11 protein-coding genes are annotated in these 12,151 nt (G+C 66.2%); 4 read left to right on the top strand and 7 right to left on the bottom strand.

Translation table 11 applies throughout. The annotated features are described in order from the left end of the window. Window positions 1–4: 4 nt before the first annotated feature. From lapB to cmk, 5 genes are all read right to left on the bottom strand, one after another. On the bottom strand, window positions 5–1,177 hold the full coding sequence (gene lapB, locus ACVCMB_RS02150; RefSeq protein WP_447106019.1) for a lipopolysaccharide assembly protein LapB: 1,173 nt from the start codon (window positions 1,175–1,177) through the stop codon (window positions 5–7). Beyond that, complete coding sequence (locus tag ACVCMB_RS02145) at window positions 1,174–1,422, bottom strand: DUF1049 domain-containing protein (protein WP_395118160.1); 249 nt, start codon at window positions 1,420–1,422, stop codon at window positions 1,174–1,176. The genes lapB and ACVCMB_RS02145 overlap by 4 nt, the downstream gene beginning before the upstream one ends. A gap of 121 nt (window positions 1,423–1,543) precedes the next feature. Continuing rightward, window positions 1,544–1,843, bottom strand: a complete 300-nt coding sequence (locus ACVCMB_RS02140; protein ID WP_395118158.1) for an integration host factor subunit beta — start codon at window positions 1,841–1,843, stop codon at window positions 1,544–1,546. A gap of 72 nt (window positions 1,844–1,915) precedes the next feature. Continuing rightward, a complete protein-coding gene (gene rpsA / locus ACVCMB_RS02135; protein ID WP_395118156.1) occupies window positions 1,916–3,589 on the bottom strand; it encodes a 30S ribosomal protein S1 in 1,674 nt (557 codons plus the stop codon). 176 nt (window positions 3,590–3,765) lie between these two features. After that, on the bottom strand, window positions 3,766–4,446 hold the full coding sequence (gene cmk / locus ACVCMB_RS02130) for a (d)CMP kinase (protein WP_395118154.1): 681 nt from the start codon (window positions 4,444–4,446) through the stop codon (window positions 3,766–3,768). A 104-nt stretch (window positions 4,447–4,550) separates the two neighbouring features. On the opposite strand from cmk, the gene ACVCMB_RS02125 reads away from it, so the two are divergent. From ACVCMB_RS02125 to ykgO, 4 genes are all read left to right on the top strand, one after another. After that, window positions 4,551–4,808 carry an acyl-CoA-binding protein gene (locus tag ACVCMB_RS02125; protein WP_395118152.1) on the top strand — a complete coding sequence of 86 codons (258 nt, stop codon included), beginning with the start codon at window positions 4,551–4,553 and terminating at the stop codon, window positions 4,806–4,808. Between the two features lie 81 nt (window positions 4,809–4,889). Further along, window positions 4,890–6,908: an oxidoreductase gene (locus tag ACVCMB_RS02120; RefSeq protein ID WP_447106018.1), complete on the top strand. Its 2,019-nt coding sequence runs from the start codon at window positions 4,890–4,892 to the stop codon at window positions 6,906–6,908. Between the two features lie 231 nt (window positions 6,909–7,139). Then, on the top strand, window positions 7,140–8,051 hold the full coding sequence (locus ACVCMB_RS02115; protein WP_447099054.1) for a LysR substrate-binding domain-containing protein: 912 nt from the start codon (window positions 7,140–7,142) through the stop codon (window positions 8,049–8,051). 62 nt (window positions 8,052–8,113) lie between these two features. After that, window positions 8,114–8,239, top strand: a complete 126-nt coding sequence (ykgO, locus tag ACVCMB_RS02110) for a type B 50S ribosomal protein L36 (RefSeq protein ID WP_007080705.1) — start codon at window positions 8,114–8,116, stop codon at window positions 8,237–8,239. Window positions 8,240–8,449: 210 nt separating this feature from the next. On the opposite strand, the gene greA is transcribed toward ykgO, so the two are convergent. After that, window positions 8,450–8,926 carry a transcription elongation factor GreA gene (gene greA / locus ACVCMB_RS02105; RefSeq protein WP_395118146.1) on the bottom strand — a complete coding sequence of 159 codons (477 nt, stop codon included), beginning with the start codon at window positions 8,924–8,926 and terminating at the stop codon, window positions 8,450–8,452. Continuing rightward, window positions 8,923–12,150: a carbamoyl-phosphate synthase large subunit gene (carB, locus tag ACVCMB_RS02100; RefSeq protein ID WP_447106017.1), complete on the bottom strand. Its 3,228-nt coding sequence runs from the start codon at window positions 12,148–12,150 to the stop codon at window positions 8,923–8,925. Before carB ends, greA begins: the two co-directional genes overlap by 4 nt. Window position 12,151 lies beyond the last annotated feature (1 nt).

Raw genomic sequence — 12,151 nt, 5'->3', positions numbered from 1 at the left:
CATGTCACTCGCCGGCCACCCCGTGGATCGGCCGGATCGTGCTCCAGCTCTTGCAACTGGGGCACTGCCAGTGGTGCGCCTTGGCCCCGAACCCGCAACGGTTGCAGCGGTACATCGCCTGCCCTTCGAGCAGCTTGCGGGTGAGATCGCGCAGGATCAGGAAATTCTCGCGCGCCTCGCCTTCGATCTTGTCCATCGTGGCGTCGAGCAGGGTCATCAGCCCGCGCACCGACGGCCGCTGGCGCAACTGCGCGGTGAGAAAGTCGATCGCCACGCGCTCGCCGTCGCGCTGGCGATACAGGTTGGTCAGCGCCAGGATCGGCGAAACGCCGTGATAGCGCGCCATCAGGGTGCGCAGGAAGGTCTCGGCGCGGTCCATCTGCCGCACGCGGGCATAGCTGTTGAGCAGCGGTGGCAGGATGTCGGGAGTGAAGGCGCTGTCGGCCCTGATCGCCGCCTCCAGCGCGTCGATGGCCTCGGCATGCTGCCCGTCCTCGGCATGCAGGCGTCCGGTGAGCATGAAGGCGCGCACGCAATCGGGCTGGCATTCGAATGCCTGGCGCAGGTATTCCCGCGCCTCGGCACGGGCGCCATGCTGACGCGCGCGCTCGGCGAGCTCGCAGTAGAACTGGGCGATCATCGGCGCCTCGTCGTCGCCGGTCATCACCTCCAGCCGCCGCGCGTGCTCGATCGCCTTGTGCCAGTCGCGCTCGTGCTGGTAGATCGAGATCAGATGGCGCAGCGCCGAGGGCGCGTGCGAGTTCATCGCCACCAGGTCGGCGAACAAGGCCTCGGCACGATCGAGCAGGCCCGAGCGCATGTAGTCCTCGCCGAGCTCCAGCAGGGCCACGGTCTTCATTGCGTCGGACAGGCCCGGTCGCGAGACCAGGTGCTGGTGCAGCCGGATCGCCCGATCCACCTCGCCGCGACGCCGAAACAGGTTGCCCAGGGCGAGGTGCGTCTCCACCGTGTCGCGGTTGTATTCGGCGAGTTTCAGGAAGACTTCGATGGCCTTGTCCTGCTCCTCGTTGAGCAGGTAGTTCAGGCCGCGGAAATAATCCGACGACAAGGTGCTGACGTCGACGCCAGCCCGCCGCGCAACCACCAGGCGCGAAGCCCACCAACCCAGCACGAAGGCGACGGGGAGCAGTGCGGCCAGCACATACAGGGGATTCATGGCTTGGCCGGCGGCTTCCTGTCCGCGCCCGTAGTGCGTCGCGAACGCCGTGGCCGCACACCGAGCCACGCGGTCACCCCGCCCAGCAACCAGCCCACCACCAGGGCGCCCAGCAACGCGGCTCCCTTGGGCAACTGCAGTTGGGCAAAGCCGAAGTCGTAGCCGACCATTTCCGCATTCAGCGCGCCCAGCACGATGCCGGCGGCGACGAAAATGGCCAGAATGATGAGGGCAAGCAATCGCATGCTCGAACTTTACCCGATTGGCGCAGTCGGGCACAGGCGCTGCCGCCGCCAGCCGTCCCGCAGGCAAAAAGAAGGCAGGACCGGCTCGCGCCGCCTGCCTCGCATTCTCCGGTCGATGGACTCAACCGGCACTGTTCTCCAGGTCAAGATTGACGCGCTCGCGCAATTCCTTGCCCGGCTTGAAATGGGGAACGTGCTTGCCTGGCAGGGCCACGGCTTCGCCGGTCTTGGGGTTGCGCCCCATCCGCGGCGGCCGGTAGTGCAACGCAAAGCTGCCGAAGCCGCGCACCTCGATGCGTTCGCCCTGGGCCAGCGCCAAGCTCATCTGTTCGATGACGCTCTTGACGGCCATCTCGACGTCGGCGAACGCGAGGTGGGTCTGGCGCCTGGCCAGCGCTTCGATCAATTCGGATTTGGTCATGGGCCCCAATGTCCGTGACGTGAAACAGCGGGGCGGCGACGTGCCGCCCCGCGTCGTGCCTGCAACGAGAGATCAGTCGGCCTTGTTGAACTGTTCCTTCAACAACGCGCCGAGCTTGGTCGTGCCACTGGCGGCCGAAGAGTAGTCGACCGCGGCTTCGGGGGCGTCTTCCTCGTCCTTGGCGCGAATCGAGAGCGCCAGCTGGCGACCCTTGCGATCCATGCCGGTGAACTTGGCTTCGACCTTGTCGCCCACCTTCAGGTGCTGGGTAGCGTCGTCGATGCGCTCCTTGGCGATGTCGTTGGCGCGCAGGTAACCCTCCACGCCCTCGCCCAGGTCGATCACGGCACCCTTGGCGTCGACTTCCTTGACCGTGCCGTTGACGATCGTGCCACGCGGGTTGGCCGCCATGAACTGGCCGAACGGATCCTGCTCCATCTGCTTGATCCCGAGGCTGATGCGCTCGCGCTCCGGGTCGACGGCCAGCACCACCGCCTCGATCTCCTCGCCCTTCTTGAAGTCGCGCACGAGGTCTTCGCCGGACACCTGCCAGGAGATGTCGGACAGATGCACCAGGCCGTCGATGCCGCCTTCCAGGCCGATGAACACGCCGAAATCGGTGATCGACTTGATCTGGCCCGACACCTTGTCGCCCTTCTTGTGCATGGCGGCGAAGGCTTCCCACGGGTTCGAGCGGGTCTGCTTGATACCCAGCGAAATGCGGCGACGCTCTTCATCCACGTCCAGCACGGTCACTTCGGTCTCGTCGCCGACCTGCACCACCTTGGCCGGGTTGACGTTCTTGTTGGTCCAGTCCATCTCGGACACGTGCACCAGGCCTTCCACGCCCGGCTCGATCTCGACGAAGCAACCGTAATCGGTGACGTTGGAGACCTTGCCGAAGATGCGGCTGCCGACCGGATAGCGACGCGAGATGTTCACCCACGGGTCGTCGCCCAGCTGCTTCAGGCCCAGCGACACGCGGTTGCGCTCCTTGTCGTACTTCAGCACGCGCACGTCGAGCTCGTCGCCGACGTTGACCACCTCGGACGGATGGCGCACGCGCTTCCACGCCATGTCGGTGATGTGCAGCAGGCCATCGATGCCGCCCAGGTCCACGAACGCACCGTAATCGGTGAGGTTCTTCACCACGCCCTTGACGACGGCGCCTTCCACCAGGCGCTCCAGCAGCTTCTCGCGCTCCTCGGAGAACTCGGTCTCGACGACGGCGCGGCGGCTGACCACCACGTTGTTGCGCTTGCGATCCAGCTTGATGATCTTGAACTCGAGTTCCTTGCCCTCGAGGTAGGTCGGCTCGCGCACCGGGCGCACGTCGACCAGCGAACCGGGCAGGAACGCGCGGACATCCTTGATGTCGACGGTGAAACCGCCCTTGACCTTGCCGGAAATCATGCCGACGATGGTCTCTTCCTTGTCGAACGCCTGCTCCAGGTCGTCCCACACCATCGAGCGCTTGGCCTTCTCGCGCGACAGCTTGGTCTCGCCGAAACCGTCTTCCAGGGCTTCGAGGGCTACCTTCACCTCGTCGCCAACCTGCACCTCCAGCACACCTTCCTCGTTCTTGAACTGCTCGATCGGGACGATGCCTTCGCTCTTCAGGCCTGCATTGATCACGACGACGTCGTTGCGGATTTCCACGACGATGCCGGTGACGATGGCGCCGGGCTTCAGCTTGGAGATGGCCTGCTGGCTCTGTTCAAACAGTTCGGCAAAACTTTCAGTCATGTTGATTCCATAGTGGGAAAAGACCTTGGGTCCGCTGCGCTGGGTTGGTTGTTGCGCACGAACTTCCCGGTCCACCGGTTGGGGGTGGCCGCGACGGCCCTGCGGGGCCGAACGTTGTCACCGTGGTTCAAAACCCCCTGCCGCGGCAGGGGCACAAAAGCCGCCGCGCAATCCGCTCAGGACTGCACGACGGCAAGTACTTTCGCCACGACCTCGTCGATGGCCATGCCGGTGGTGTCCACCAGCACCGCATCATCGGCGGGCTTGAGTGGCGCGACCGCACGCGATGCATCGCGGCTGTCACGCGCCTCAATTTCGCGCTGAAGGCCGGCAAGTGTAACGCTGAGCCCCTTTTCCTTCAACTGCTTATAGCGTCTTTTCGCCCGCTCGGCGGCGCTCGCGGTGAGGAAAACCTTGAACGCGGCATCCGGGAAGATCACCGTGCCCATGTCGCGCCCGTCCGCCACCAACCCGGGCGCCTTGCGAAAGCCCAACTGCAGCGCCACCAGGGCCTCGCGCACGCTGGGCATGGAGGCGATCGCCGACGCCGCGGCACCGGCCGTTTCCGTGCGCAACTCGTCGGTGGCATCGTGCCCGTTGACGATCACCCGCGCCCCGCCTCCCGTCTCGGCGGCGCGAAACTGGATCTTCGTCGTCTGGGCGCAACGGGCCATCGCATCGGCATCGGACAGGTCCAGCCCGGCCATCCCGGCGGCGTAGCCCACCGCGCGATACAACGCCCCGGAATCCAGCAGGCGCCAGCCCAGCCGCTCTGCCACCAGCGCACTGATCGTGCCCTTGCCCGACCCGGACGGCCCGTCGATGGCAAGCACGGGAACGGCGGCGGCATGGCTCATCGAAGCATCCTGGCGGCGTGGAGAACGCGCAGTCTAACGCGTTGACCCACTTCCGAACGCGTGCTATCCATCCCGTTTCCCGCCCGCCGCAGGTCCATTGCCCCATGAACGATCTGCGTCGAGAGTTCGAGCAAGCTGCCGAAGATGTCAAAGGCCTGGCCAAACGGCCGGACAACGACACCCTGCTCAAGCTCTACGCCCTGTACAAGCAGGGCACCGAGGGCGACCTCAAACGGACCCAGCCGGGCTTTTTCGATTTCGTGGGCACTGCCAAGCACGAAGCCTGGGCGCAGTTGAACGGCGTTCCTGTCGAGGAAGCCATGCGCCGCTACATCGCCCTGGTGCAGCAACTGCTGGCCTGACAGCTCCGTCTCCCGCCCCGCTTGCTTTTGCAGGCCCATTGCCGGCACATTCATACGATCGTTTGAAGCCGCGTGGATCGCATGAACTATCCCAAGCTGTTCGCCCCGCTGGATCTGGGCCACGTCACTTTGCCCAACCGCATCCTGATGGGTTCGATGCACACCGGGCTGGAAGATCGCGCCCGCGACTACGACAAACTGGCCGCCTATTTCGCCGAACGCGCCCGCGGCGGCGTGGGATTGATGGTCACCGGCGGCATCTCGCCCAGCATCGAGGGCTGGCTGAAGCCCTTCGGCGGTCGGCTCACGATGCCCTGGCACAGGCCGCGCCACCGCAAGCTCACCGCCGCCGTCCATGCCGAAGGCGGCCGCATCTGCATGCAGATCCTGCACGCCGGGCGCTACGGCTATCACCCGCTGTCCGTGGCGCCGTCGCGGATCAAGTCGCCGATCACGCCCTTCACCCCGCGCGCGCTGTCGCCACGCGCAGTCGAGCGCACCATCGGCGACTTCGTCCGCTGCGCGGAACTGGCCCGGGAAGCGGGCTACGACGGCGTCGAGGTGATGGGATCGGAGGGTTACCTGATCAACGAATTCATCGCCGCGCGCACCAACCGGCGCGACGATGCATGGGGCGGCGATGCGCAGCGGCGCATGCGCTTTCCGGTGGAGATCGTGCGGCGCACGCGCGAGGCCGTCGGCCGCGACTTCATCATCATCTATCGCCTGTCGATGCTGGACCTGGTCGACGACGGCCAGAACTGGGACGAGATCGTGGCCCTGGCCAGGGCCGTCGAGACCGCCGGCGCCAGCATCATCAACACCGGCATCGGCTGGCATGAGGCGCGCGTGCCGACCATCGTCACCAGCGTGCCGCGCGCCGGCTTCGCCTGGGTCACGCGCCGGCTCATGGGCGAGGTCTCGATCCCGCTGGTGGCCACCAATCGCATCAACATGCCGGAGGTGGCCGAACGCATCCTTGCCGATGGCGACGCCGACATGGTCTCGATGGCGCGCCCGCTGCTGGCCGATCCGGCGTGGGTGAACAAGGCCAAGGCCGGCCGCAGCGAGCGCATCAATACCTGCATCGCCTGCAACCAGGCCTGTCTGGACCACGTGTTCCAGAACAAGCGCGCCAGCTGCCTGGTCAACCCGCGCGCCTGCCACGAAACAGAGTTGAAGATCGAGCCGACCCGTGTGCCCAGGCGCATCGCGGTGATCGGCGCCGGCCCCGCCGGCATGGCTTGCGCCGGCACGCTGGGCGAGCGCGGCCACCAGGTGACCCTGATCGACCGCGCCGACGAGATCGGCGGGCAGTTCAACGTCGCCAAGCGGATCCCGGGCAAGGAAGAGTTCCACGAAACCCTGCGCTACTTCGGCCACCAGCTGCGCGATACCGGCGTCGAGCTGCGTCTGGGCGAGAACGCCGACGTTGCCATGCTGCGCGATGGCGGCTACGACGAGGTGGTCGTTGCCACCGGCGTCACCCCGCGCCAGGTCGATTTCCCCGGCAGCGACGACCCGCGCGTGCTGGGCTATCTCGACGTGCTGGCGCGGGACCGACCCGTGGGCGCAAGAGTGGCCATCATCGGCGCTGGCGGGATCGGGTTCGACGTGGCCGAGTTTCTCGTCGAACGCGCGCCCTCGCCCACCACCGACGTCGCCCGCTGGACGCGCGAATGGGGCGTGGACATGGCGCTGCACGCTCGCAGCGGCCTGCTGGACGCGCGACCGGAGGCGCCAGCGCGACAGGTCTGGCTGCTGCAGCGCAGCGAAGGACGCCCCGGCGCCCGACTCAACAAGACCACCGGCTGGGTGCATCGCGCCACCTTGAAGGCCAAGCAGGTGACCATGCTGGGCAAGGTCGGCTACGAGCGCTTCGACGACCGCGGATTGCACATCACGCTCGACGGCAAGCCGCAGGTCCTGCCAGTCGACAACGTGGTCGTCTGCGCCGGCCAGGAGCCAGATCGTCGACTGGCCGATGCCCTCATCGCCGCGGGCATGAGCGTGCACGTGATCGGCGGAGCCGACGTGGCCGCGGAGCTCGATGCCAAACGCGCCATCGCGCAGGGCACGGCGCTGGCGGCGCGACTCTGAACGGGTCGCGACGACGCCAGCGCGGCACCGCAAAAGAAAGCGCCCCGCATGGTGCGACGCATCGACATGGGTTCAGGGGGGGAGTTGAACCAGATGTCGTATTCAGCGTCGCTGCGGGGCGAGGGCCACCGCCACTGGGGGAGGGGATAGTGGGGCGACGCGGTGATTTTATGATCGACCGAATAAAGTATCCAATATATATTTACGCTCGTTTTTATTCGACTTTGCTATATGTTTGATTTCCGCCAGTTGCGCTATTTCGTGGCCGTCGCCGAGGAGCTGAGCTTCACGCGGGCCGCCTTGCGCCTGCATCTTTCGCAGCCGCCCCTGTCGCAGCAGATCAAGTCACTGGAGCAGGATCTGGGCGTGCGCCTGCTGGAGCGGAGCAAACGCCACGTCTCGCTGACGGAACCGGGCCGGGTATTTCTCGAACAGGCCAGGCACCTCCTTGCCAAGGCAGACGAGGCGCGCAGCCAGGTCGTCGCCGCTGCCGCCGGCCACAGCGGCCACCTGCGCCTGGCCTACACCGTGTCGGCATCGTTCCACCCGGCACTGCCGCGAATCCTGCTCCGTTACGGACAAGTGGCGCCCAAGGTGGGACTGAAACTCGACGAGATGTACACCGAGCCGCAATTCGCCGCGCTGCTGGGCGGCGAGATCGACGCCGGCTTCGTCCGTGGCGAGCCGGCGCACCTGCAGGACGCGCGCAACCTGAGACTCAGCGTGATCGACCGCGAGCCGCTGTTGCTTGCCATGCCGGCGGGACACCGGCTGGCCGGACGCAGCAGCGTCGACCTTGCCGAGGTTGCCAGTGATGCCTTCGTGTCGCAGCCACGTGCGCTCGCCGCGACGCTGTATGACCGCCTGGTGACGCTGGCGCAACACGCCGGGTTCCAGCCCGCCATCGTCCAGCACGCCCAGCAGATCAACGGCTTGCTGGCGCTGGTCGCCGCCGGATTGGGACTGGCGCTGGTGCCGTCCAGCCTGCGGACGGTGCGGCTGCCCGGTGTTGCCTATGTGCCGCTGGAGGACCCGAACGCCTTTCTGCTGCTGGCCGTGGCCTGCCGGGCCAACGACCCCTCACCGGCGCTGCAACAGTTCCTGGCCACCGTCACGGAAGTGGCTGTCGCGCCAGGCTTGTGAGCTGCCGCGAGCCTCGTTATACTTGCGAGCTTGAGTTTTTCATTTGGTGTCAGGAGCCTGCCGTGAAGGTGCTTAATTCTCTGAAGTCCGCCAAGGCGCGGCACCGCGATTGCAAGATCGTGCGTCGTCGCGGCAAGGTGTTCGTGATCTGCAAGAGCAACCCCCGTTTCAAGGCTCGCCAGCGCTGAGTCATCGCGCACGTGCCGGCAAAAAAGCCGCTCATGCGGCTTTTTTTGTGCGCGTGTGGAATCGGGCCCGCGAGGTGCTTCACGACGGCCGAAGGGGCGCTCATGCGAAAGCTGTCCTGATCCCGGGCGGACCGCAAGATGGATTCCGCCTTCGCGCGAATGACGAGAGCAGGCCGGCACGCGACCATCCCTGCCCGTCTTTCCAACCCCTCAGTCGTAGTGGACGTCGATGATTTCGTAGTGTTTGACGCCGTTGGGGGCGGTGAACTCGAAGCTGTCGCCGGCGCTCTTGCCGATCAGGGCGCGGGCGATCGGCGAGGAGACGGCGATCAGGTTCTGCTTGATGTCCGCCTCCAGGTCGCCGACGATCTGGTAGGTCACCGGGGTGCCGCTGTCCTCGTCCTCCAGGTCGACGGTCGCGCCGAAGACCACCCGCTTGCCCGCATTGAGCCGCGACACGTCGATGACTTCGGCGGTCGACAGCAGCCCTTCGAGCTGGGCGATGCGCCCCTCGGTGAAGCTCTGCAGTTCGCGCGCGGCGTGGTACTCGGCGTTCTCCTTGAGATCGCCGTGCGCCCTCGCCTCCGCGATGGCCGCGATGATGCGCGGGCGCTCGATGGATTTCAGCCGTTCCAGTTCCGCGCGCAGGCGTTCGGAACCGGTTTTGGTGATCGGGGCACGACTCATGCGCTCAGCTCCTGATGCAGTTCCTGCAGGCTGTGGACCTCACCACCGCCACGGAAATCCAGCGAGTGCACCAGCGCGCGGGCACCAGCCACCGTGGTCGAGTAGGTGACGCGGTGCTGCAGCGCCTCGCGGCGGATCGAGAAGGAATCGGCGATCGCCTGTTTCCCCTCGGTGGTGTTGACGATGTAGACGATTTCGCCGTTCTTGATCGCGTCGACGATGTGCGGCCGGCCTTCCATCACCTTGTTGATGCGCTCGCACTTTACGCCATGCGCGGTCAGGTAGCTGGCGGTGCCGGCAGTCGCCACCAGGCTGAACCCGCGCGCGATGACTTCGGCGGCCACCGGCAACAGCAGCTCCTTGTCGCCGTCACGCACCGACAGGAACACCTTGCCCAACGACGGCGGCCGGATGCCCGCGGCCTCGTGGCCACGCGCGAACGCCGCGCCGAAGCTGCGCCCGACGCCCATGACCTCGCCGGTGGAGCGCATCTCCGGTCCCAGGATGGGATCGACGTTCTGGAACTTCAGGAACGGGAAGATCGCCTCCTTCACCGAGAAGTACGACGGGATCACTTCGCGCGTCGCGTTCATGCTCTCCAGCGAACGCCCGGCCATCACGCGAGCGGCAATCTTGGCCAGCGGCACGCCGGTGGCCTTGGACACGAACGGCACCGTGCGCGAGGCGCGCGGGTTCACTTCCAGGATGTAGACCGTCTCGCCCTGGATCGCGAACTGGGTGTTCATCAGGCCGACGACCTTCAGCTCCTTCGCCATCGCGCTGACCTGGCGGCGCAGCTCGTCCTGGATATCGGCGCTCAGCGAATACGGCGGCAGCGAGCAGGACGAATCGCCGGAATGCACGCCCGCCTCCTCGATGTGCTCCATGATGCCGCCGATCAGCACAGTGCCAGCGGCATCGGCGATCACGTCCACGTCGACTTCGACCGCGTGGTCGAGGAAGCGGTCCAGCAACACCGGCGAATCGTTCGACACTTTCACCGCGTCGCGGATGTAGCGCGACAGGTCCGCGTCGTCGTGCACGACTTCCATCGCGCGGCCGCCAAGCACGTAGCTCGGGCGCACCACCAGCGGGTAGCCGATCTCGCGGGCCAGCGCCAGCGCCTCGTCGGCGTTGCGCGCGGTGCGGTTCGGCGGCTGCTTCAGCCCGATCTTCTCGATCATCTGCTGGAAGCGCTCGCGATCCTCGGCCAGGTCGATCGAGTCGGGGCTGGTGCCGATGATCGGCACGCCGGCCGCTTCCAGCGCACGCGCCAGCTTCAGCGGGGTCTGCCCGCCGTACTGCACGATCACGCCCTTGGGCTTTTCGAGGTGGACGATTTCCAGCACGTCTTCCAGGGTCACCGGCTCGAAATACAGCCGGTCGGAAGTGTCGTAGTCGGTCGACACGGTTTCCGGATTGCAGTTGACCATGATGGTTTCATAGCCGTCCTCGCGCAGCGCGAGCGACGCATGCACGCAGCAATAGTCGAACTCGATGCCCTGCCCGATGCGGTTCGGGCCGCCGCCGAGGACGATGATCTTGTCGCGATCGGTGGGCAGCGCCTCGCACTCTTCCTCGTAGGTCGAGTACATGTAGGCGGTGCCGGTGACAAACTCGGCGGCACAGGAATCCACCCGCTTGTACACCGGACGCACGCTCAGAGTGTGGCGCAGGTGGCGCACCGAGGCCTCGTCGGTACCGAGCAGCTCGGCGATGCGTGCGTCGGCGAAGCCGAGTCGCTTGAGTTCACGCAGACGCGGGGCGTCGAGCGCAGTAATGCCTTGCCGGGTGATCTCCGTCTCGGCCAGCACGATGTCCTCGAACGCGGCGAGGAACCAGGGATCGACCCGGCTTAGCTCGAACACCTCCTCCAGCGACAGGCCGGCGCGGAACGCATCGGCCAGGTGGAACACGCGATCGGGACGCGGCTCGCGCAGCTCCCGCTTGAGCACCGCCAGACCGTCGTCGGTGCCGATGTCCAGGCCGGTGGGATTGAGGCCGGTCTTGCCGATTTCCAGCCCGCGCAAGGCTTTCTGCAGCGACTCCTGGAAGGTACGGCCGATCGCCATCACCTCGCCGACGGATTTCATCTGCGTGGTCAGGCGCGCATCGGCCGCGGGAAACTTCTCGAAGGCGAAACGCGGGATCTTGGTGACCACGTAGTCGATCGACGGCTCGAACGAGGCCGGGGTCCGACCGCCGGTGATGTCGTTCTTCAATTCGTCCAGCGTGTAGCCCACCGCCAGCTTGGCGGCGACCTTGGCGATCGGGAAGCCGGTGGCCTTCGACGCCAGCGCCGAGGAGCGCGACACGCGCGGATTCATCTCGATCACCACCACGCGACCGTCGTCGGGGTTGATGCCGAACTGCACGTTGGAGCCGCCGGTATCCACGCCGATCTTGCGCAGCACCGCGATGGAGGCATCGCGCAGGCGCTGGTATTCCTTGTCGGTGAGCGTCTGCGCCGGTGCCACGGTGATCGAGTCGCCGGTGTGCACGCCCATCGGATCGAGGTTCTCGATGGCGCAGATGATGATGCAGTTGTCCGCGGTGTCGCGGACCACTTCCATCTCGAACTCCTTCCATCCCAGCACGGATTCGTCGATCAGCACCTCGTGGGTGGGCGACATGTCGAGGCCACGCTTGACGATGGTCTCGAACTCTTCCTTGTTGTAGGCGATGCCGCCGCCGGTGCCGCCCAGCGTGAAGCTGGGCCGGATGATCACCGGGAAACCGAGCCGGGCCTGGATCTCCACTGCATGCTCGAAGTTCTTGGCCACGTCCGACTTGGGGCTGTCCAGCCCGATCTCGGTCATCGCCCGCTTGAACAGCTCGCGGTCCTCGGCCATGCGGATCGCTTCGCGCCGGGCGCCGATCAGCTCGACGTCGTACTTCTCCAGCACGCCGTGGTCGGCAAGGTCCAGCGCGCAATTGAGCGCGGTCTGCCCACCCATCGTCGGCAGCACCGCATCCGGGCGCTCCTTGGCGATGATGCGTTCCACCGTCTGCCAGTTGATCGGCTCGATGTACACCGCGTCGGCGGTGTCCGGATCGGTCATGATCGTGGCGGGGTTGGAGTTGACCAGGATGACGCGGAAGCCTTCTTCCTTCAGCGCCTTGCAGGCCTGCGCGCCGGAGTAGTCGAACTCGCAGGCCTGGCCGATCACGATCGGGCCGGCGCCGATGATAAGCACGCTCTTGATGTCATTGCGCTTGGGCATC

Source organism: Rhodanobacter sp. UC4443_H10 (assembly GCF_052978325.1).
The sequence above is the reverse complement of the archived record's forward strand: the minus strand, read 5'-3'. Positions and strand labels throughout refer to the sequence as shown.

Excerpts from the sequence above, each read along its gene's own strand:
- lapB (WP_447106019.1), bottom strand. The coding sequence starts at position 1,177 with ATGAATCCCCTGTATGTGCTGGCCGCACTGCTCCCCGTCGCCTTCGTG.
- ACVCMB_RS02145 (WP_395118160.1), bottom strand. The coding sequence starts at position 1,422 with ATGCGATTGCTTGCCCTCATCATTCTGGCCATTTTCGTCGCCGCCGGC.
- ACVCMB_RS02140 (WP_395118158.1), bottom strand. The coding sequence starts at position 1,843 with ATGACCAAATCCGAATTGATCGAAGCGCTGGCCAGGCGCCAGACCCAC.
- rpsA (WP_395118156.1), bottom strand. The coding sequence starts at position 3,589 with ATGACTGAAAGTTTTGCCGAACTGTTTGAACAGAGCCAGCAGGCCATC.
- cmk (WP_395118154.1), bottom strand. The coding sequence starts at position 4,446 with ATGAGCCATGCCGCCGCCGTTCCCGTGCTTGCCATCGACGGGCCGTCC.
- ACVCMB_RS02125 (WP_395118152.1), top strand. The coding sequence starts at position 4,551 with ATGAACGATCTGCGTCGAGAGTTCGAGCAAGCTGCCGAAGATGTCAAA.
- ACVCMB_RS02120 (WP_447106018.1), top strand. The coding sequence starts at position 4,890 with ATGAACTATCCCAAGCTGTTCGCCCCGCTGGATCTGGGCCACGTCACT.
- ACVCMB_RS02115 (WP_447099054.1), top strand. The coding sequence starts at position 7,140 with ATGTTTGATTTCCGCCAGTTGCGCTATTTCGTGGCCGTCGCCGAGGAG.
- greA (WP_395118146.1), bottom strand. The coding sequence starts at position 8,926 with ATGAGTCGTGCCCCGATCACCAAAACCGGTTCCGAACGCCTGCGCGCG.
- carB (WP_447106017.1), bottom strand. The coding sequence starts at position 12,150 with ATGCCCAAGCGCAATGACATCAAGAGCGTGCTTATCATCGGCGCCGGC.